The organism is Coprococcus sp. HCN-4056 (genome assembly GCF_037892645.1).
Taxonomy (GTDB): domain Bacteria; phylum Bacillota; class Clostridia; order Lachnospirales; family Lachnospiraceae; genus Coprococcus; species Coprococcus ammoniilyticus.
Map to the genome: position 1 here is coordinate 90,175 of NZ_JBBKBL010000007.1, position 20,570 is coordinate 110,744.

A 20,570-nucleotide genomic window follows, 5' to 3' on the forward strand; every position below is an offset into this window, starting at 1 on the left:
TCACGGTACTTGTTCTGTCTAAAATTTTATCATTTCCCCTGTTTTGATGGGATAACCGGTCTGAAAAATAAGACACATTGTTTTTTCAATGTATCTGTCAGCTCTCTGTTTTTTTGTGAAAGGCATCCGTCCGAAACGCTTCCAGTGCTCTGGTAATATTATCATGCATCACCAGTCCCATCTTATCCACGATCACATGCGGATCCCGCTTCATGCCATTCTCAATCCATTCAAGCAACACACCGACAAAGGAGCATTTGTAAAAATCAGCAATGAACTTCTTATCTTCATCCCGCACCTGCATATTCTTCGCCTTATCTTCGATGACCTTGATCATCAGATCATACGTCAGACTGTACAGATATTTTTCTACCTGATCTCTGCTGATCGAATGATATGCATTCATCATAAATGTCTTATTCTCGCTCACCGCTTCAAAGATACGAAGGAAGCCTTCCTGCCAGGTATCATAGGTTTTATTCTCACCCAGTATCCTCGTTGCATCCTCCACACACACCCACTCTACCAGATCATAGATATCTTTAAAATGGTAGTAAAATGTCATCCGGTTAATACCACAATCTTCTGTAATATCGGTTATTGTGATCTTGTCAAGCGGTTTCTTTGTAAGAAGCTTCTTCAGTGATGCTTCCAACGCACGTTTCGTTATCTGAGACATTTCCTTGTAACCTCCGCGTCTATTGTTCATCAGAAAAAAAGTTATCCTTACTATACCATACCCACCAGAATTTTGTAAAATTAAAAATAAGCTAATGGCATGAGAAAAATAAACTAATGGCATGAGAAAATTCTATACCTTTATTACGCAAGACGTTCTCACTCTACCCTCATGTAGCGGTTCTAAGCTCACTGCTTTCAGCAGTTCACTAAGTACCGACATTCGGGCAGGCTTGCTTCATAAAGTATAGAACATTTCTCATGCCATCATCTTATATTTTACACGCAAAATTCTGATCTGGATGCAGTATATCATACAAAAAAACGGCCGGCCAACTGTAACATACAGAGACCGGTCAAGCGAAAAAACAATCTATATAATTCAGGGTATGAGAAAAGCCCTGCAGAAGGAACTGTTTCATATTGAAGCTTCTCTGTAAACTTCTGTTGACTTTCTTCGGATCGATTACTCATAATTGTTGATTTAAGACTAAACAACATTTCTGTCGTAAAACCTGCCAGACGATTCAATTCTTTGGATACCATATACATAGCTACAACCGGCTGTTCGATCACATTTTCATTCATTTTCTTTCTCTCTTTCGTTCATCATTACTTTTTATGACATAAGTTTATCAATTAGAAAAAACGCCCACTATCATACGCAGGTAAAATCATCTGATGAGTCTGTAAAGTTGTGTATAATTAATGTAAAATACTGTTCTTTTTATATGTCAGCGTCACTATTGTAAAATACTTTTACAAATATTTACCAATCTCCGATTTCCATATTTCTTCCAGTTGTTCCAACGAGAACGCTGCATTTGCCGGACTTGTCGATGGCAGCTCGATCATCGGAAGAGCGATATGTTCTGCCTGATATTTTTTGTATAATCTGCCGGCAGTCTTACCATTTGTAAAAACTGCCCTGATCGGCGTATGTGCTACAATGTTTTCAATATCTGCAGGAACCACATTTCGGATACTGTTGTCACTGGAACCGATGATCTCACAAGCCCGGATCACATCATAGACCGCCACATGACCGGCAAGCAGCATCCTTTTTTTCTCTTCTATCGTCAAGGGTTCCGGTACACCAAGTACAGCTGCCACAACCTTCCAAAAACGGTTTCTCGGATGTCCGTAGTAGAAGCCCTGCTCTCTGGATTTCACCGAAGGCAGGCTGCCAAGAACCAGCACCTGCGATTCTGCATTATATACCGGAGCAAATTCATGCTCTACATACTGATATTCTGACATTTTTATTTCCTTTCAAATAAAGAATTGCCTACAAATCTTACACATTCGAACAGAATTACAAAATAATTAACTTCCATTCCGTAAAATATGCATCCGCAAAAATGACTTGTTTTCTGTTTTAAATCACCTTTGTATTCAAGCGGTCATTTCCTGCATATAAATCATTTTTCACTTTATATTTTTATATGATTTCTCCATCTAAGATCTTTATTCCAAATCTCTCCATATCCACCCGTCCATCGACAACTGTAACTCCATCTGCCGTCAATCGATCTGCCTGTACATTCTTTCCGCCAAATGCAAATGCTCCGGATAATTCACCCTTTGCATTTACCACACGAAAGCAGGGAATGTGCTCCGGATCCGGATTCTTATGAAGCGCGTTTCCCACTGCACGCGCCATCTTCTTATCCCCGGCAAGCTCCGCGATCTGACCATAGGTTGCAACCTTTCCGGCAGGAATCTTTTTCACCGCCTCATAGATTCTCTTTGATGGACTGGTTGTCACCAGATCATAACTCTCTGCGATCATCCGTTTCACATCCTGATCCGGAATACTTCCATCCAGAATGATCGTATTCCAGTGCTCCTTATTCTGATGCCAGCCCGGTATCACCGCGTCAAATGCACTCCGCCAGAAATCCCGCCATTCCGGATCGACCTTTACATTCAGATTAATATATCCGTCTCTCTCATATGTCCACAGGAATACCTTCTTGCTTCCTTTCACACGCACCAGTTGCCAGTTCGGATCATGAAATGGCGCCTGCTGATATGTATCAGGAAAAGACAGTCCATATGCCAGCGCTTCTTCTCTCGTTGTCATTTATCTTCCTCCGACATGCTTTACATAGTCTGCGATCAATTCCGCCGTCTTATCAACACCCAGTCGTACCGCGTCTATACACAGATCATAATTCTCTGCATAGCCCCATTCTTCTCCGGTATAATATCTGTGATAACCACGCCGTTTCTCATCTGTCTTTTCAACAAGCGCTATAGCCTTTCGCTCCGAGATTTTATGCTTTCCTGCGATATGATACGCCCGCTGCTTCTTATCTCCGCACAGAAACACCCGGACAGCATCCTTATCATCCCGGTAGGCATAATTCGAAGCACGTCCTATAATAATAAAACTCTGTCCGCCAAACATTGCTGACAATGCCCGTTTCGGTGTATCATACTGATTCTTCGGACAGAAATCATCGGCGACAGAACTGATCATCGCATTTACCGGCTGTTCCCCAAAATACATCGGATATTTCTCATAAATCTTTTTTTCTTTTGCAAGTGCGATCAGTTCAGGCTTTGTATAAAACGGAATCCCTAACAGCTCTGATAATTTTCTTCCGATCTCATCTCCCGCACATCCACACTGTCTTCCAAGTGTTACGATCATACGCTCTTACCTCCTTCTTATATATTATCTCTACTCATCTACAATGCAAGCATCTGGCTGATCAGATGATAATGCCCGTCTACCGCCGCTTTCATGGCTACTTCATCACGTTCCAATACACTATTATAGATCTGCTTGTGATAATTAAGCAAGTTTGCCTTTTCTTTTATATTCACACGACGCAGCACCAGATCGATCCATTCCCGGTAAACGATCATAACCGCCTCCATGATCATTGAAAACAGTTCATTCTCTGTCGCCCGGATCAGCAGTTCATGAAATTCCTTATCCACGCTAACCAGTTCGGAACCATCCGCCTGCTCCATCCTTGCCAGATTATCCTCTAGAAGCACCTGACACTCAAATGGTATTCCTTTCTCGATCAGCATACTGCATACAGACTTTTCCATTGTACAACGGAACTCACAGACCTCGGATTTCGTGATACTGCCAAGTGCCAGCATCATCATAAGCATCTGACGGATCGACTCTCCGGCATTTTTTGATATATAATTTCCCGATCCCTGTACGCGTTCGATCATTCCCATGCCATGCAGGATACTGAGTGCCTCCCTGGTCGAATTTCTTCCGATTCCCAACGTCTCCGCTATCGTACGTTCGGTCGGAAGCTTGCTTCCGATCTGCAAGGTTCCGTCCTGCATCAGGCTGTAAATATATTGAATTGCTTTTTCATATTCTGATGTAGCATGTTGTTTTTCCATACCCGTCTCCCTAACTATCAATAAATTTCGTTATTTCTATATTTTGATATCTGCTACCAGCGGATACCCGCCTATGAGACTATCAACTAACTTCATTATTTCTATATCCGGTCTGTAAATTCGAAATAAATCCTTGCATTTTATAAGCAGCATATATATTTACATAAAATGCGCAAATAACGACGAAAGCACAACCGTAAGAATACCGGAAACCGCAATAGCCAGACTGCTCATTGCACCTTCCACTTCACCGATCTCGATCGCCTTTGCCGTTCCGATCGCATGAGATGCAGATCCAAATGCCAGACCCTTTGATATCGGTTCGGTGATTCGAAAAATCTTGCACACTAATTCACCAAATATATTTCCAAGAACACCCGTTACGATAATAACCGCAACCGTAATCGTTACATATCCACCCAGTTCTTCTGAAACACCCATACCGATCGCTGTCGTGATAGACTTCGGAAGCATCGTTACATAATCCTCATGTGTAAGTCCCATGATCTTTGACAATACAAACACCGTACAAAGACTTGTCACCACACCGGCAACAAGACCTGCCATAACCGCCTTACAGTTATGCTTCAGCAGTTCCCACTGTTCATAGAGCGGGATCGCCAGACATACGGTTGCAGGGGTCAACAGCCAGCTTAAATATTGGGCGCCTTCATTATAAGTATCATAATCTACCTTGCTCACAACCAGTACCAGGATGGTAACTACAATCGAGATCAGCAACGGATTAAATATTCCCAGTTTGAATTTCTTCTTTAATATCGACCCGATCAAATATGAGATCAGGCTAAGTGTAACTCCCGCAAATAAGGAGTTTTCAAAAAAATCATGCATCCTCTTGTTCCTCTTTCTTCCTGTCTTTTCTGATGATCCACTGTGACAGTCTGCCTGTCATCGCCATAACCGTAATGATCGTAACGACCGTGATCACACATACCGGAATCAGCACCGGCTTCAGTGTTCCCCAGCTAACCATCAGACCAACACCGGCAGGAATGAACATCAATGGCATGATCTCAATTAAGAATTTTCCTGTCTCCTTCACCGCTTCTAACTTAATCCAACCCGTCATCAGGCATACAAATAAAATCGCCATTCCATAGATGCTTGCAGGAATCGGCAACGGTAATACATATTTGAGCAGTTCCCCGATAAATGAAATTGCAAGAATGATTAAAAATTGTCTAATATACTTCATTCAAATATCCTCTTTACATTTTTTATCCTTTTTCGTTTGAACTATATTTTTTCATATAAAAGAAATTGGTAGCACCAATTCAGTGCTACCAATCATTATACTGCCATCTTATTATTTGTCAATTTATTATTTTACCAAATCGGCATCAATATATTCCCAGCATGTTTTCTTGCGGGCTGCTACTTTCTGCGACTGATGCTATAATTTTCCAGATGAATACTATTTATTCCTGTCAGCGGTATCTCAACTGCCAGAAGACCACCCTTTCCTGCCGTCGACGCACAATCTTTACAAACGGATACTACTCCTGCCGCTGATGTCCCAGCTGCCAGAAAGCTGCCGCTCCTGCCGCCGCTACGTTAAGTGAATCTACGCCATGTGCCATCGGAATCATAACCGTATAATCGCAGTCAGCTATCGTATCTCCGGCCAGCCCATCGCCCTCTGTACCGAGCACAATTGCCAGCTTTTCCTCACTATTTAACTGCGGATCATCAATTCCTACACTATCTTCTCGAAGTGCCATTGCCGCCGTCTTAAAGCCCATTTCTTTCAATGTCTTCATTGCCTGCTCCGGCCAGACACCATCCTTCTTTGACAACATTGTCCACGGAATCTGGAATACTGTTCCCATACTCACACGACTTGCACGTCTGTAAAGAGGATCACTGCAGCCACCGGTCAATATCACTGTATCCATACCAAGTGCTGCGGCACAGCGGAACAATGCCCCCACATTTGTCGGATTGACCACTTCTTCCAAAATAGCGATCCGCTTCGCTCCCTGACATACCTCCTCTATAGTTGGCAATGTTCTGCGGCGCATCGCACACCAGAGTCCTCTTGTCAGATGATAACCGGTAAGCTTCGTCAATATCTCATCCGGTGCAACATAGATTGGGACATCCTCCATCCGATCCAGAATCTCCTCAGCCTCTGCAAGCTGTCCCTTTTCTGCCAGAAAAGACACCGGTTCATATCCACCATCTAACGCCCGCTCAATCACCTTCGGACTCTCGGTAATAAACAATCCTTCCTTCGGTTCATAGATTGTTGCAAGCTGCCGTTCCGAAAGCTCCGCATAAACCGCCAGTTCCGGACGGTTCAGATCCGTTACTTCTATTATTTCCATCGTAATTCCCTTCCCGATACACACGCTTGTCATCTTATTATGCCAATTACCTTTATACCAAATTGGTATCAATATACTCCCAATATGGCTTCTTGTTTACCTCATCTTCATGCTCTATATACCAATTTGCAGCCTCCTGTAACCCGGCATCCATTGACACTGTCTCCGGATATATCTTCTTCTGCCGGGTCACATCAAGACAGTATTCATAATTATAAAAGCTGAAATAATTTCTCTGCTCTACTGTTTCCGGTACAGATACGAATTCCGGCACTTTATCAAAGCAGGCATAACATTGATTAACCCAGTCTCTTATCGATATTGCATTTTCATTTCCGACATTTAAGATATGATCCGTTGGGCGCTTTGTAATTAATACTTCCATCAGCCTGCACAAATCTTCTACATGGAAAAACTGCAATTTCATCTCACCGGCTTCCGGCAAATAAAATTTTCTGTTTGCCATTGCACAGTCAAATACAAACGCCTCCCGATAGACGTTGTCCATAGAACCATATAAATATGGCGGTCTTAAAATATAAGCATCCGGGACTCTCTCCAACAGTGCATTTTCTGCTTCGATCTTATCTGTTCCATATTTTCCCCAGAATTTATTTACTGCTCTTTCAGAATCCTCAGGAAATGGCTGTACACCATACTCCGGATATACCGCACTGGAACTGATCATTATATATTGATCAAAAGAGTCCAGCGAATTATGTAAATCAATTATGTCTTGTGCATCATAAGCGGTTATGTCGGCAACAACATCAAAATGCAGATTCTTCAGCTTATCCCCTAAATTATGCCTGTCGCTTTCAATCAGCGTCACGCCCTTAACCTGCGGTTTTGAATTACGGTTCACTACATAGACATCATATCCATGCTCTACAAAATACTTTGCTGCATACTTACTGACAAATGTGGTTCCACCGGTAATCAAGATTTTCTTCATTGATATCTCCTTTTCTACTGCACAGGGCTTGCTTATAAGCCCACCCAATTGTTTGCATCTACAAAATAACATACCGGTAATTCGACTGTCAACATTGATGCAAATATTCGAACTACACTTTCAAATAGTCAAGTTGGTGGAAGGCGCCGCTTATAGATAAACAAAAAAATACCCGGAAGAGTGTAAACGCTCTCCGGATATTTTTTATTTATCTAATCTTCTCGTTACTTACGCGTAGATTACTCGATGATTGTAGCAATACGTCCTGGACCTACAGTACGTCCACCCTCACGGATTTGGTTATACCGTTTTCTTGGTCTTTAACAGTGTTTTATGTGTAATATATGGCTTAATTTGCATGATATGGTATGTCATTTTTGTGGTTGGCGGGATTTTTGTTGCCAAAATGTTGCCACAGGCATTTTCGACATATAATCGGATTTTCTCTCTGCAAATACTCCTGTGTTACCTGAAAAGATATCTAAATTGTAGTTTCATACCCCATCAGTCCCCTTTTCGTCTGACATTTGCTCTTCCAATAATTTTTGCAGTGCTTCTTTGCTTGGCAATACAGTTTCATACTTACTTGCAAAAATCTGTGAATTGTCCTCTGGCAATGTCATTTCTACCACAGCATTATTCTTGTCCTTGCAGAGAACAATTCCAATTGTTGGATTTTCATCTGGTAATTTCATCTTTCTGTCATAATAATTCACATACATTTGCATCTGCCCTATATCCTGATGCTTTAATTCTCCGATTTTAAGGTCAAACAGGACAAAGCAACGTAACAGGCGATTATAAAATACCAAATCAACCATAAAATGTTCTTCATCAAAGGTAAAACGTACCTGCCTGCCAACAAATGCAAATCCTCTGCCGAGTTCCAGCAAAAATTGCTGTAAGTTATCTATAATACGGCTTTCCAATTCACTCTCTGAATATTCTGGCAATTCTTTCAAGCCAAGAAATTCCAACACATACGGATCTTTGATTACATCCTGTGGTTTCTCAAACTTCTGTCCTTCCAGTGCTAAACGGTAAACCTTGTCTTTATCTGTACTAAGTGCGATTCGCTCATATAACGAACTGTCATACTGACGTTTTAATTCCGTTAAACTCCAATCATTTTTCACTGATTCAATTTCATAAAAATGGCGCTCATCTATATTGGTAATGCGCATAAGTTTTAAATAATGAGACCAACTCAGAAAAAACTTTCTTCCGGTACTTACTGCTGGCAAATTTTTGAATTGGTCAGACAGTGTCTGACTAATTTGATCTGTCGCATAAACAAGATAAAATTGACGCATTTGCTTTAAGTTCGTAACAGAAAATCCTTTGCTATATTTTTCACTCAAATATTCCGAAAGTTCCTTTAACAGATATTTTCCATACATAGCCCGATTCTCACCATGTTGCTCTTCTTCAACAATCATTCTCCCCACTTCATAATAGGCATATACCATCGAAAGATTAACCGCAGTTTTAGCATTTTTTCTTGCATTTGCCAGAACATTAGATATATTTTCAAAAAAACTCTTATCTGTGGTAACTACATCGTTATCCTTTTCCATCATCGCACCTCCTAAATCACTTTGATACTTGTATCAGGTGCAAGCAGCTTAAATATTTCTACAACATTTATTTGAGCCCGACTATCTGCAAAGCTACTAACACGAAATATCACTCGCAGCGGCTGATTTCTTGCTATCTATTCGTTCATGTGTACCTGACACCTCAGATATCCTCAGAATTCTTCTTCTGTTTCAAAAACTACCAGATTCAGCATTTTGTCACCTCCATTTATGTACGACTCGCAGATACTTTTGGCATCGAATCTATTATTATCAACTCCGGAACCTTCTTACCCTGTCCTATATTCTCTTTATGCAGTTCTTTTAATCTTTTTACCTTCAACGGATTCCCTACATCCACCAAAACATATACTAATTTATCCGTCTTTTCAGCTTTTCCATACTCTTCAACTTGCACTTCATATCCATGCAAATACTGTGAATTAGAAGATAGTTTTACTTCAATTAAAGTTTTTTCTTGACCTCTGCTTACTTTAAAGTCCACAGGCCCTCTACCTTCGTCAGGTTCACAACTCATATCAAAATTATTCTTTTCAATGTAACATAATCCTGATAAATGAATAATTCTCTGGAGTATTTTTTCTCTATTACGGCTACTTGCATCCTAAATTACTTCCCATCCTTTATTGTTTTCAACCCATTGTTTAAAATATGCCATTATTTCCAATGCGGCCGACTTACTATCAATAATCTCCTCTTGTAATTTTGTTTTCCATGACATATCTAATTTTAAAATTCTCTGCCAAATCTTTTCTAACAGATATTCAATTCTATCTTCCGGATTATATAAGTCTAATTCTTCTTTCTTATATTCGTCTACAACATATTGACATGTTTTACTATCAGTAAATACTTTTTCACGCAGATACTGTTTTTTCAAAGGAGACGAGTATTTGGACCATTCCTCTGCAACCTGCTGATTCATTACCGAACGAATAATATTGTTTTCTGTCACAACCGAATCAATTTCTTCCCATGATTTCGCTATTGGAAGTTTGTGTATGATTTCTATGGGAAGCAATAATATTTCATGCCCCCTATAATGGTTAAGCATATATGTGCCCACAAATTCCTTGTCTGGATATTTTACCGCATTTATTTCACATTCCGCATATATCCTTTTAATATAAGCTTCTATATCTGGAAGAATAATTGTTGCAATCATATCGGACAATCTATCCGGTCCTACGTCATTTTGAAATAGTGGCAACAATTGAAAAAATTCAGGATCTGTAATTCCAGCTTTAACAATATCATACGCTGTCTCAATTACTCTTTTTGACAATAATGGTCCAAATCCCGAACCCGGGGCTTTTTCTGAGAATCCAAGCCCTATACCGTTTACTTCAGAGAAATCAAATAATGTTAATGCTTGTCGGAAAAATATATCTGATACGTCCTTTTTCTCTGCACGATCAAGTAACTTGATTATTTTTCTAAACAAATCATTAATTCTTTGATACGATGCTTGGAACTCCGGTGTTTTTGCTGTTTTCAGTCTTAAAATATTTATAAAAAAACCGTTATCATTATCTAACACAGGATCAAACACACCATTATCCTCAAAGTAATTTCCCACATCAATATAATCCGATAAAAGCATTAATCATTCACCTCTCTTTCACAAACTAATTCTTACTCAACTTTTTCGCGAATTGACAACTTCCCATTTTCCTTAAAACCAAACTTCATCCAAAATGATTTACCATCTTCTACAGGTTCCAACATATATGTTTCATCACTACTCAAAATTTTATTAACGACTTTTGTGCCTATGCCTTTGTGTCTTTGTGGCACCGACATTCTCATATCATTAATAAAAATTCCACTATATTTTTTCGGCACCCCAAACAAACTCAGCATCCTCTTTTCTTTATTGCTTAGCTGTCCGCAATCTATCATCGAAATAAACCCAATATTGTTACTTATTATCCCTAAAAAACGCTTGTAAATTAGAATCACCTTAATTCCCTGATTCCATATTTCTTTAATTGCAAAATAATTTGCTTCTTGAGATCGTTCGCACACTTGGGTGAATGCTTCAATATCCTCATACTCGAACACTTGCAGAAATATCTTTTTATCAATTTCAATATACTCCATTTTTCACCTTCTTAACTGTCTATTCTCTGATGTACTTAACCTCTGTTATTGTTTCTTTGATTGTCGGAAATACAACCTCAGCTTCTTGACCTCTAACTACACCAAAGGCCTCTAAATCTATTCCGTAATATGGTTCATCTACTTTACAAGTCAGCAAAGTCATTGTGCCATATAATTTATTTTCAATGTAGTGGTTTTGAGGTTGTTTGCTCCATGAAACATAAATATTGTTATATTGTGGTTCTACTCTTTTATTAGCATTCTCTTCCACTGATCCATGTCCTAAAAATCTATATAGTAAACCGCGATACAAAACTTTATCTGAAAAAGAATTAAGCAAAGGATTCCCAAGTTCTCTGCAAGTAAAAAGGAAATCATACAGTGCTTCAAAAAAAGCTTGATATGCATTCTGAACATTTTTCTTCTTCTGATGCCCAATATATGTATGTCCAGTCCAATACAGCAATGTTTCATAAATATTATTCAAAAACACTGAAAAATCCTCATTAGAAATATCATTAGTCTTCATTCTTACACCTACACTTTGAATCTGACTTCTTACTCGATAAATCTCTGTAATCGCTTTTTCAACCTCATCATCCCAGAAAGGGAAATTAACTTTATTCACAAAAAATTACTCCAATCTCACTAAATTCAATTGACTTAATTGTCTCTTAAATATATATCCTTTTTTCCAGTTCTTCCTTACGTTCCTTCCAATCCGGCATCATCATTGCAACGGAATCCCAAAACTGTCTTGAATGATTGGGATGTATAAGGTGTACAAGTTCATGCAAAATCACGTATTCAATACAGTTCCTCGGTGCCTCAATTAATTTACTATTCAAAGTAATGATCCCCTTTTTCGGTTGGCATGATCCCCATCGAGATGTCATATATCTGATTTTCAATGTAGGATATGCCACACCATATTTTTCAAACAGTAAATATTTTTCTTGCAGCAACTCTTCAAATACCATCGTCTGATATTGTTTAAACCATTTTGACATCATGATTTCTTTGTGGCGAAAATCATCTTTGTCTTTCACCCTTAGAAAAATGTACACCCCATCAGTATATACAGTTTCATCCTTATTCGCTTCAACCTTTAAACGTAAACTCTTACCAAGCAAATCATAACTTTCGCCACTCACATATCTTTTAGGAATAGATTGAATCAACTTTTTCTTTTCCTCATATCTTGATAATACCGAAAAAATGTATCGCTGTTTTTTCTCAATAAAAGCATCTATAAATTCTAACGGTACACTATCATTTGCAGATACAAGGACTTTCCCTTCCGGTTTTATTCTCAAATTAACATTTTTGACTGACTTTCTTGTGAGTAAATACAGAATATCACCATTCTCACAATGCACTACTCTTTGTTCCGGATCTAATCTCATTACCCTTTAAATCTCCTTAATGCTGTTGTTTTTACATTTTCAATAACTTTATCGATTACCTCAAACGAGAATTTACACTTTCCGGCACATTCATATTCATAGAACATATCATCAATATCTTGTGCTATTTTATCGTGTATGCTTTTATTATTAGTCCAATCGACTCGGCTGTGTCTTTCTACAATATCAGTTATTTTTATCGAAATATCCGCAATCATGTCTTGCCTTACTTGTGCTTCTGATACTGTATATGAAGTGCTATCATCGCGTAACAGCAGTGCTGTTTGTGTGGGAATTGGCTTACCACCATATTCTACCGACTTGTCTGCAACACAATTTACATCCGATGTCTGTTCCCACTCGTTTTCTAAAATCGCACTAACAACACCATAAAACGCCTGTGCATGTACATTTCCCTTCAACTTCTCTGGGTATTTTACAGTAGATACTCCGGCTGCATAATCCTGCATAATGGAACGCATTTTTGCAAGATATTCAGCATCTGTTATAACTCTATCCTTATATTCCTGAAGAGCATCTTTAATTCGCTTTGAAAAGCTATCATAATACGCTGGATTCTCGTCTCTTTTAACGCTTATACTTTTGGTAAGTTTTGCTTGAATTGCATCTGCCTTAGAGCGTAAAGAACCTAATTGTTCAAGTTCCTTTTCCAAATCAGATTGATTGAGAATATCAACTGGTTCTGTTATTTGCTTTAACCCAACGGCAGACATATGTGTATCAAGAAGATTTTGCATTAATGGTTCATATTCTTTATTATCAATTGCATCATTATAACGAATTTTCACCGAACGCCTTACTCTTGAGTAGAACGCAAATGCGTTTTGATATTTAAGTCGCTCTTCTTTAGGAACATTTTCATATGCACTTTCTGAATTAAGTACAATTGCTAATTCCTTACCAAACTGACATAATAGCTCATAGAATTCGTTTCTAATTTTTTCATCTGCAAGAAATACTTCTATCTCTTCCACATCATTCTTATTTTTAATTGATACAAATAAATCCTCTAATCTAGTATAAGATTGACGCAGATTCCCTACTGCACTGATGATATCTACAATTGCCCCTTTCAAATCTCCTGCCTCGAAATTTTCAAGTCCAGCACCACTATACATATTCATTGCATCATCCAGCTTTTGGATTAAACCACGATAATCTACAATAAGGCCATAATCTTTTCCATCATACAAACGATTCGTTCTTGCTATCGCCTGAAGCAAACCATGTTCCTTCAGCTCCTTATCAATATACAAAACTTGACATCGAGGTGCATCAAAACCAGTAAGCAATTTGCTACAAACAATTAAGATATCAATTTCACCATCTACAAACCGATTTTTTACAGAATCTTCATACGCATCTGCATCACCATACTTTTTCATCATTCTAGACCAGTATGCAATAACTCTATTGTCTGTTCCTTCATCAATATCATCAACACCTTCTCGCATATCTGGTGGAGAAATGCACACCTCACAATTCAAATCACCAAACTGCTCGAAACATGCCAGATATGATACTGCATCCCGTTTTCGATTGGTTGCAAGCATAGCTTTAAATCCGGTATCTTTATATCCTTCAACATAATGATTATTAATATCTAACGCAATTCTCTTTATTCTTGCTTCCGTAGAAGCAAGACGTTTCATACTACTCCATTTTCGCTTTAAATCATCTCTCTGTGACTCTGTAAGCCTCTTCGTTGTCTGCTCAAACCACAAATCAATATTTGCCTCATCTACAGTCTGTTCAACGAATCTACCTTCATAAATTAATGGTACAATTGCTCTATCATCTACCCCATCTTTGATTGTGTATTTATGAATGAGTTTCCCGAACTTAGTCATAGTATTTTTTTCACTTTTCATAAGTGGTGTACCTGTAAAACCAATATAACAAGCATTCGGAAATACAACTCTCATTTTAGTAGACAATTCACCATAATTTGACCGGTGACTTTCATCAACAAGTACAAATACATCTCTGCTTAAATTTTTCAATCCGCTGCTCTCAACTGTATTAAACTTATTGATAATCGTTGTAATAATATCTACTTTTCCTTCGTTGATTAAATCAATAAGATTCTTACCACTTGTAGCTCTTGCAGGCTTACATCTGGTATGTGTGAACGTTTTTGCAATTTGCTTATCTAATTCTTTTCGATCCGTAACAATGACTACCTTGGGTTCAAATCTTGCCATTTCTAAAAGAATATATTTTGCAAGCATAACCATTGTTAAAGATTTTCCAGAGCCTTGTGTATGCCAAATAACACCACTCTGTCTGTTTCCTTCAACATCATTGGTATTAATTGTTTTTATAATTTCTTTAATAGCGAAATACTGCTGATAACGACATATTTTCTTTACATTGGCATCATAAATAACAAAATACTTTGTCAATTCTTTCAGCCTATCAATCGAAAGCAAGGATATAATATTTTCATCCTGTACGGTAGCCACTCTGTCTTCAACATACTTTGCTTTAGCTGTTTCTAAATAATCTAAATCTTCTTCTTTCCAAATGCTCCAATATTTCTTCCCAGTACCCGTAGTTGCATATTTTACAGAGTTCTTATTTGTAGCCATCACAATTTGAATATATTTAAATAGTTGCGGAATATATTCACCCTGCTGATTACGTATCATCTGTTCTATCCCTTGTTCAACAGAGATATGAGGTGCCTTACATTCAATTACAGCAAAAGGAATACCATTCACAAACAAAACAATATCCGGTCTAACTGTATGTTCTCCATCGTGACTTGTGACAATGTATTCTTCCGTAACATGAAATACATTATTCTCAAAGTTATCCCAATCAATATACTTCAAATCAAAGCTTAAAACTTTACCAGCACCAACTGTTTCCTGATAGCTTCTACCAAGCATAAGGGCTTCATATATTTTTTCGCTTGTCTTTATTAAACCATCTGTTAATGGCTCGTCTAAATCTTCAATTGCTCTTTCAATATTTGCGGATGAAAATTCCTGCTCAATGCCACCAAACTCAAAACGGTTTATTTTTCTAAGTTGATTACGCAAAATCCCCTTAAGTAAGACTTGATATTTACCGCCACGCTGCAATGTACATTCTTCTGGTGTAAGATATGTATATCCCATATTCTGTAATAAATCCAAAGCTGGCTTCTTGCTTATATTATCTTCTAAATAAAGATTACTATCCATATAATTCATCTCCATATATCTCATTCATACGTACAGTTCCGGATAATAGTAGCTTCATCATAGCTTTTTTTTCTTGTTGCACATATTGCATTTTTTCTTCCAGTAACTTTATCTCTTTCTCCACAGCCATTAAAATTTCTGCAATTTTTCGCTGTTCATAAACTGTAGGGATTGAAACCACATTATTCAATAATCCCTTCAAATCTAAATTTCTTCTTACAACACTAGCGCCTTGCTCTGAATTAATTTTGTATCTCCATATCATATGCTTAGATTTCATATAATACTTGCCAAATTCGTTCAACATAATATTGCTATTGAATTTGAATACTTTATATGCTGGTGAAACCATCCCTATATCGTAGCTATTCAACACATCTAAACTTCCCATCCACAAATTCATTGTACTAAAGACTAAGTTTCCTTTTTTCACAATTTTATATCCTATATTATCATTGCTTGCTATCTGCTTGTTAAATTGGTCTTTTTGTAAACAAATTCCATTTTTAGTGACAGATAATATTTCATATTGGTTATTATGTGTTGTTTTTTCATTTATTTCATCAATAAATTGCCCAATTTTAACCTTTTTCCATTTATCAGTACTATTTGAGATTCGAATTTTACCATTCAATAATTGCTCAGCCAACCATTCAAAATACTTAACTTTTTGTTTTATTAACTTTTGCAATAATTCACAGTAGTCTTCATAAGTCTTCAATGTTTTTACAATTCCACTTTGTTCTCTTAAGGACGGTACATTAATTTTAAATGAATTAATCTCATTTTGATTTACCTTTGGCATTTTTGTTCTCATAGAACATGCAATTGCTTGTTTCAAAAAATATTCAGACAAAATGAACCAATATAGATATTCTTTATTAATATTTTCTTTCACTTGCATTACATAGCAATCCGCACTACAAATACCATCAAACTCAGGTATGCAAACCTTATTAAGTTTCGGTCTTACCTTACTATAAATAATACTATTTTCATCAAATGCAAATTTCCCGGAAATCAGACCTTGATCTTTAGCCCTTACAACATTCACAATTCTTCCTGTATCTTTTTCTATGTTCTCTGGACCTATATGCTTCATATCGCTATATGGTTGTTTCTTTGGATCTACTAATCCACTCTGTATTGTTGCACATTCGCAAAAATCCATTTCTTTCCAGTCATTAGGAATTATACTCGCAATACATTTCTTATATCCGTCGGGAACCTTCCCAACAGAGCAAATTTCAATACGTTCCTTTATATCTTCACGCATACTTTTACCATCTTCCTACTTGTATATTGCTATCACTTCAACTTTCAATACCGGACCATCAACTAAGATAGTTTCCATACCCTGAGTGTCAGAATCCATCCCCCTTCTTACTGCTCTTGGAAGCTTTATAAAATCCTTAAGTGGATTGAAGATTTCAACTTTGTCTTTTTGCATTATTCCTACTACTTTGCAAAGCATATAAACTTCTTGCTCATTATATTCTTCCAACTCTGCATATTCCTCTTCAAGATTACCCATACTCAGCTTACTTGCAATTGTGAGTTCATCATCCTCCATAACAATTGGAATATCCGCAGAAGCTTTTCCCAAAAACGTTTCCATCAATTCTCTCTCATTATCACTTGTTGTTTCTATTTGACTGGTTATTAAAGGCATGAATTTCTGTGCCATGCTAAACATATCAAATTCTTCAGGTATTTCAAAACCTCCGTTGACTCTTATGATACTCATTCTTGGAACAGTATTTATATCATAGTCATCTAATGCTAAATCAAAATACTCACTTCCAGACAATTCCTCCAATTTCTTTTCAAATCGGTCATAATCTTTTATTACATCTTTTGTAACTTCTCGCTTTTCTTCTATTTCAGTTCCTGCATTCAATCCAAGGAAGTCCATTCCCAACGAACCACCTCTAGTTTTTTTCTTGCTAAATTCCACAGGTTGATTAGCATAATCCGCATCTATTTGTCTAAGATAAGAATACATTTTTTCTTGATCTAAGTAGATAAAACTTCTAAACATACGCCACCTTCTCTCCTATAATTAGGACTATAATCCCAACTCTTTTAAATACCTATCCATCTGTTCCTGAACTACCTTAAGCTTCTCTTCAATACTTGCAATATTAGCACGCACTTCATCAATATCTATAAGTTCTTCCTCTTCAAAGGTATCAACATAACGCGGTATGTTGAGATTATATTCATTCTCTCGGATTTCTTCTCTTGATGCCTTATAAGCATATTTATCTACATTCTCGTATGCCTTATAAGCATCAATTATCTTTTTAATATCTTCATCTCTCAAGATATTTTGATTTTTTCCCTTTTCAAAATTTCCATCTCCACTAGCATCAATAAACAACACATCACTACGTTTACGATTTTTCTTAAACACCAAAATACATGCAGGAATTGAAGTTCCATAGAAAAGGTTAGCCGGCAATCCTATAACAGCATCTAGTAAATTAAGTTCAACAAGTTGTTCCCTGATTCTTCCCTCTGATGCCCCTCTGAACAATACTCCATGAGGCAATACAACTGCCATACGTCCATTATCCGTATCCAAACTATGAAGCATATGAAGCACAAACGCGTAATCTCCCTTACTTGAAGGCGGTACACCCCAATCAAATCTATGGTATATATCTAAATCTGCTGTCATTCTAGGCTTCTTATTTTCATCAGTAACTTCCGGAAGGAAACCGCTATCCCACTTATCCAACGAAAATGGTGGATTTGCTACTACACACTGGAATTTCATCAATTTATCATCTTCCAAATTCTGAGGATTGGACAAAGTATCTCCCTGCCAAATCTTTGCATCATCAATTCCATGCAAAAACATATTCATACTACACAATGCCCATGTTTGCATATTCTTTTCCTGTCCATAAATAGCAACTTTGTTTGTATTTGCTTGCGCATATGCTTTTAATAACAATCCTCCACTGCCACAAGTAGGATCATAAATTCTGTCATTTTCCTTTGGTTCTACCAACATAGCAACCAGCTTTGAAACCTGACTAGGTGTAAAGAATTCGCCACCTTTTTTTCCGGCATCAGAAGCAAAGTTTGCAATCATATATTCATAGGCATCACCAATAATATCATTACTCTCTAATACAGAAGGTCTCAAATCTAAATCATGAAAATCATTTAATAAATTCTTTAATGTTGCATTTTTTTCTTTTTTCTCACCAAAGTCAACTTGAGAATTAAAATCAATCGCACGAAATACATTTCTAAGTTTACCACTGTTATGTTCTTCAATATTGTTTAAAGCTATATTAATTTTCTGACCTATTTCTGCATCATTTCTATTTTCATAAAGATACTCAAATGTAGATTCTTCATCCAATACAAAAGGTTCTCTACTCATAGCTCTCTCAACTCTTCGTATATCCCCTGCGTACTGCTGCGTATATTTCTCTTTTGTTTCTGTACATACATCACTCAAATATTTTACAAACAACATAGATAAAATGTAATCTTTATATCTAGAACTATCAATTTTTCCTCTGAAACTATCACATGCTTTCCATAAAACCTTTTCGATATCACTCTTTGTTGTCTTCATTATTTTTTCCTCATTTCTTTCTGTATTCTATTAATGGCCTCTTTATAATACAATTCTTTTTGTCCCATAATCTGGTCTAATAAATATAATTCTTTTTTTGCCAGCATATATATTTCGCCAATTTGAGCTTGTTCTTGTAAAGTAATCTGTTCTATATCCAATTCAGCATAAGACATTGGTTTAACCGTTCCTATTGTAGTGCTATTGATATTTTGTTGTAATTCTTGCTTTACTTTCTCAGTATTCAGCAACCAATATAGATACTCCGGCAATAGTCTTTCCTTATCAGGTCGGATAACCACAAAATGAGAAGGAATAATCATATTTTCATGCGCTTCGTCTATAAGCACCGCCGTAAACGGATATGTCAATCGAACAACGATATCTCTCACTTTCGTTAAATAAACCGGCTTAATTCTCTCATTTGCCTCAAACTCTTCAACTAAATTGTCTTCAATATATCCTTTTTCATTAATCACTTTTAAATTCAAAGTTCGATATTTTATTATTTCTTGATCTGTTACTTTGGCTTGCTTCCTTGCAGTAACAAGACCTGTATTGATATTGGCTAATTCAGTTAGTCTCACACTTTACCTCCTACCTATCAAATTATTTATTGTATGGTCCATTCTAAATTTAATCAGAATGGACCATATACCACTTCGACTATTTTACCCTATCCTCTGCAGTATCAACTCTATAACAATGTTCTGTGTTACGCTTACACTCTAAAACCGGAACTCTTTTTGTAACTTCACGCTTCACTTTACCATCAATATAATGATCAATCCATTCTACCGGTTTATTATAGTATCTCATTTCTCCCCCACAACGCGGACACTTGGAAATATGTATTTTCTCAATAACGATTCTTTTTCCGAATCCGCTAATTGCCAAATTACAGAATAATGGATATCTTACTTGCTTTTTTGCAATGCCTCTTAATGTAATGAAGATAACCAAAAGTATCATTGCTATAAGAAATAACCATATCCATAATTGGAGTTCTTCTGTTGTTTTTCTTTGAAAAGAATCATTGAAAAGAGCAAGTGCACTTCCTATAATATTACCGATTGGAACAATTCCAAGTACTCCTATAATCACACTAACCCACGACAACACCGCCAGTGTAAATGGGCTTCTCCATAAAGGTTCGGGTTGATATGTTGCAGGTTCTTCAACCAAATCCTCGTGTGGCGAGTTAATTACTACAGAGCCAATCATTTGTGTTGGTCCATTAAATGTACTACCAACATTGATATTCTTATTTGTATTATTTTGTTTCATATTC

General features: G+C 37.1%; 22 protein-coding genes. All 22 read right to left on the reverse strand.

Going from position 1 to position 20,570, the window contains the following annotated elements:
* Positions 1 to 97: 97 nt before the first annotated feature.
* The 22 genes from WKT03_RS11630 to WKT03_RS11735 all read right to left on the reverse strand — a co-directional run bounded on the left by WKT03_RS11630 (position 98) and on the right by WKT03_RS11735 (position 20,566).
* Entirely contained in the window at positions 98 to 679 is a 582-nt protein-coding gene (locus tag WKT03_RS11630; RefSeq protein WP_161117189.1) for a TetR-like C-terminal domain-containing protein, read from the reverse strand.
* A gap of 311 nt (positions 680 to 990) precedes the next feature.
* Positions 991 to 1,266, reverse strand: coding sequence for a hypothetical protein (locus WKT03_RS11635; protein WP_340392183.1), 276 nt, complete (start codon positions 1,264 to 1,266; stop codon positions 991 to 993).
* 171 nt (positions 1,267 to 1,437) lie between these two features.
* Positions 1,438 to 1,938 carry a DNA-deoxyinosine glycosylase gene (locus WKT03_RS11640; protein WP_340392184.1) on the reverse strand — a complete coding sequence of 167 codons (501 nt, stop codon included), beginning with the start codon at positions 1,936 to 1,938 and terminating at the stop codon, positions 1,438 to 1,440.
* A 181-nt stretch (positions 1,939 to 2,119) separates the two neighbouring features.
* A complete protein-coding gene (locus tag WKT03_RS11645; RefSeq protein WP_008402063.1) occupies positions 2,120 to 2,764 on the reverse strand; it encodes a methylated-DNA--[protein]-cysteine S-methyltransferase in 645 nt (214 codons plus the stop codon).
* On the reverse strand, positions 2,765 to 3,337 hold the full coding sequence (locus WKT03_RS11650) for a cytidylate kinase-like family protein (RefSeq protein WP_340392185.1): 573 nt from the start codon (positions 3,335 to 3,337) through the stop codon (positions 2,765 to 2,767).
* 38 nt (positions 3,338 to 3,375) lie between these two features.
* Entirely contained in the window at positions 3,376 to 4,059 is a 684-nt protein-coding gene (locus WKT03_RS11655) for a FadR/GntR family transcriptional regulator (protein ID WP_340392186.1), read from the reverse strand.
* Positions 4,060 to 4,218: 159 nt separating this feature from the next.
* Positions 4,219 to 4,911: an LrgB family protein gene (locus WKT03_RS11660; protein ID WP_008402059.1), complete on the reverse strand. Its 693-nt coding sequence runs from the start codon at positions 4,909 to 4,911 to the stop codon at positions 4,219 to 4,221.
* Positions 4,904 to 5,275, reverse strand: a complete 372-nt coding sequence (locus WKT03_RS11665; RefSeq protein ID WP_008402058.1) for a CidA/LrgA family protein — start codon at positions 5,273 to 5,275, stop codon at positions 4,904 to 4,906. The genes WKT03_RS11660 and WKT03_RS11665 overlap by 8 nt, the downstream gene beginning before the upstream one ends.
* 301 nt (positions 5,276 to 5,576) lie before the next feature.
* Positions 5,577 to 6,407: a TrmH family RNA methyltransferase gene (locus tag WKT03_RS11670; RefSeq protein WP_340392188.1), complete on the reverse strand. Its 831-nt coding sequence runs from the start codon at positions 6,405 to 6,407 to the stop codon at positions 5,577 to 5,579.
* Between the two features lie 52 nt (positions 6,408 to 6,459).
* Positions 6,460 to 7,362, reverse strand: a complete 903-nt coding sequence (locus tag WKT03_RS11675) for an NAD-dependent epimerase/dehydratase family protein (protein WP_340392189.1) — start codon at positions 7,360 to 7,362, stop codon at positions 6,460 to 6,462.
* Positions 7,363 to 7,856: 494 nt separating this feature from the next.
* Complete coding sequence (locus WKT03_RS11680; protein ID WP_340392190.1) at positions 7,857 to 8,939, reverse strand: PDDEXK nuclease domain-containing protein; 1,083 nt, start codon at positions 8,937 to 8,939, stop codon at positions 7,857 to 7,859.
* A gap of 229 nt (positions 8,940 to 9,168) precedes the next feature.
* Entirely contained in the window at positions 9,169 to 9,477 is a 309-nt protein-coding gene (locus WKT03_RS11685) for a hypothetical protein (RefSeq protein WP_340392192.1), read from the reverse strand.
* An 87-nt stretch (positions 9,478 to 9,564) separates the two neighbouring features.
* Positions 9,565 to 10,563 carry a hypothetical protein gene (locus WKT03_RS11690; RefSeq protein ID WP_340392194.1) on the reverse strand — a complete coding sequence of 333 codons (999 nt, stop codon included), beginning with the start codon at positions 10,561 to 10,563 and terminating at the stop codon, positions 9,565 to 9,567.
* A 32-nt stretch (positions 10,564 to 10,595) separates the two neighbouring features.
* A complete protein-coding gene (locus WKT03_RS11695) occupies positions 10,596 to 11,063 on the reverse strand; it encodes a hypothetical protein (RefSeq protein ID WP_340392195.1) in 468 nt (155 codons plus the stop codon).
* Positions 11,064 to 11,082: 19 nt separating this feature from the next.
* Entirely contained in the window at positions 11,083 to 11,691 is a 609-nt protein-coding gene (locus tag WKT03_RS11700; protein ID WP_340392197.1) for a hypothetical protein, read from the reverse strand.
* A 46-nt stretch (positions 11,692 to 11,737) separates the two neighbouring features.
* Positions 11,738 to 12,469 (reverse strand): M48 family metallopeptidase, encoded by a 732-nt coding sequence (locus WKT03_RS11705; RefSeq protein WP_340392199.1) that lies wholly within the window; start codon positions 12,467 to 12,469, stop codon positions 11,738 to 11,740.
* The gene (locus WKT03_RS11710) at positions 12,469 to 15,681 is read right to left on the reverse strand and encodes a type I restriction endonuclease subunit R (protein ID WP_340392200.1); all 3,213 of its coding nucleotides are present in this window, start codon (positions 15,679 to 15,681) and stop codon (positions 12,469 to 12,471) included. Before WKT03_RS11710 ends, WKT03_RS11705 begins: the two co-directional genes overlap by 1 nt.
* Positions 15,674 to 16,957, reverse strand: a complete 1,284-nt coding sequence (locus WKT03_RS11715) for a restriction endonuclease subunit S (RefSeq protein ID WP_340392201.1) — start codon at positions 16,955 to 16,957, stop codon at positions 15,674 to 15,676. Before WKT03_RS11715 ends, WKT03_RS11710 begins: the two co-directional genes overlap by 8 nt.
* A 15-nt stretch (positions 16,958 to 16,972) precedes the next feature.
* Positions 16,973 to 17,722, reverse strand: coding sequence for a DUF6414 family protein (locus tag WKT03_RS11720; RefSeq protein WP_340392202.1), 750 nt, complete (start codon positions 17,720 to 17,722; stop codon positions 16,973 to 16,975).
* 27 nt (positions 17,723 to 17,749) lie between these two features.
* On the reverse strand, positions 17,750 to 19,279 hold the full coding sequence (locus tag WKT03_RS11725; RefSeq protein WP_340392203.1) for a type I restriction-modification system subunit M: 1,530 nt from the start codon (positions 19,277 to 19,279) through the stop codon (positions 17,750 to 17,752).
* Entirely contained in the window at positions 19,279 to 19,866 is a 588-nt protein-coding gene (locus tag WKT03_RS11730; protein WP_340392204.1) for a hypothetical protein, read from the reverse strand. The genes WKT03_RS11725 and WKT03_RS11730 overlap by 1 nt, the downstream gene beginning before the upstream one ends.
* A gap of 79 nt (positions 19,867 to 19,945) precedes the next feature.
* On the reverse strand, positions 19,946 to 20,566 hold the full coding sequence (locus WKT03_RS11735; protein ID WP_340392205.1) for a hypothetical protein: 621 nt from the start codon (positions 20,564 to 20,566) through the stop codon (positions 19,946 to 19,948).
* Positions 20,567 to 20,570 lie beyond the last annotated feature (4 nt).

Excerpts from the sequence above, each read along its gene's own strand:
- WKT03_RS11630 (WP_161117189.1), bottom strand. The coding sequence starts at position 679 with ATGTCTCAGATAACGAAACGTGCGTTGGAAGCATCACTGAAGAAGCTT.
- WKT03_RS11635 (WP_340392183.1), bottom strand. The coding sequence starts at position 1,266 with ATGAATGAAAATGTGATCGAACAGCCGGTTGTAGCTATGTATATGGTA.
- WKT03_RS11640 (WP_340392184.1), bottom strand. The coding sequence starts at position 1,938 with ATGTCAGAATATCAGTATGTAGAGCATGAATTTGCTCCGGTATATAAT.
- WKT03_RS11645 (WP_008402063.1), bottom strand. The coding sequence starts at position 2,764 with ATGACAACGAGAGAAGAAGCGCTGGCATATGGACTGTCTTTTCCTGAT.
- WKT03_RS11650 (WP_340392185.1), bottom strand. The coding sequence starts at position 3,337 with ATGATCGTAACACTTGGAAGACAGTGTGGATGTGCGGGAGATGAGATC.
- WKT03_RS11655 (WP_340392186.1), bottom strand. The coding sequence starts at position 4,059 with ATGGAAAAACAACATGCTACATCAGAATATGAAAAAGCAATTCAATAT.
- WKT03_RS11660 (WP_008402059.1), bottom strand. The coding sequence starts at position 4,911 with ATGCATGATTTTTTTGAAAACTCCTTATTTGCGGGAGTTACACTTAGC.
- WKT03_RS11665 (WP_008402058.1), bottom strand. The coding sequence starts at position 5,275 with ATGAAGTATATTAGACAATTTTTAATCATTCTTGCAATTTCATTTATC.
- WKT03_RS11670 (WP_340392188.1), bottom strand. The coding sequence starts at position 6,407 with ATGGAAATAATAGAAGTAACGGATCTGAACCGTCCGGAACTGGCGGTT.
- WKT03_RS11675 (WP_340392189.1), bottom strand. The coding sequence starts at position 7,362 with ATGAAGAAAATCTTGATTACCGGTGGAACCACATTTGTCAGTAAGTAT.
- WKT03_RS11680 (WP_340392190.1), bottom strand. The coding sequence starts at position 8,939 with ATGGAAAAGGATAACGATGTAGTTACCACAGATAAGAGTTTTTTTGAA.
- WKT03_RS11685 (WP_340392192.1), bottom strand. The coding sequence starts at position 9,477 with ATGAGTTGTGAACCTGACGAAGGTAGAGGGCCTGTGGACTTTAAAGTA.
- WKT03_RS11690 (WP_340392194.1), bottom strand. The coding sequence starts at position 10,563 with ATGCTTTTATCGGATTATATTGATGTGGGAAATTACTTTGAGGATAAT.
- WKT03_RS11695 (WP_340392195.1), bottom strand. The coding sequence starts at position 11,063 with ATGGAGTATATTGAAATTGATAAAAAGATATTTCTGCAAGTGTTCGAG.
- WKT03_RS11705 (WP_340392199.1), bottom strand. The coding sequence starts at position 12,469 with ATGAGATTAGATCCGGAACAAAGAGTAGTGCATTGTGAGAATGGTGAT.
- WKT03_RS11710 (WP_340392200.1), bottom strand. The coding sequence starts at position 15,681 with ATGGATAGTAATCTTTATTTAGAAGATAATATAAGCAAGAAGCCAGCT.
- WKT03_RS11715 (WP_340392201.1), bottom strand. The coding sequence starts at position 16,957 with ATGCGTGAAGATATAAAGGAACGTATTGAAATTTGCTCTGTTGGGAAG.
- WKT03_RS11720 (WP_340392202.1), bottom strand. The coding sequence starts at position 17,722 with ATGTTTAGAAGTTTTATCTACTTAGATCAAGAAAAAATGTATTCTTAT.
- WKT03_RS11725 (WP_340392203.1), bottom strand. The coding sequence starts at position 19,279 with ATGAAGACAACAAAGAGTGATATCGAAAAGGTTTTATGGAAAGCATGT.
- WKT03_RS11735 (WP_340392205.1), bottom strand. The coding sequence starts at position 20,566 with ATGAAACAAAATAATACAAATAAGAATATCAATGTTGGTAGTACATTT.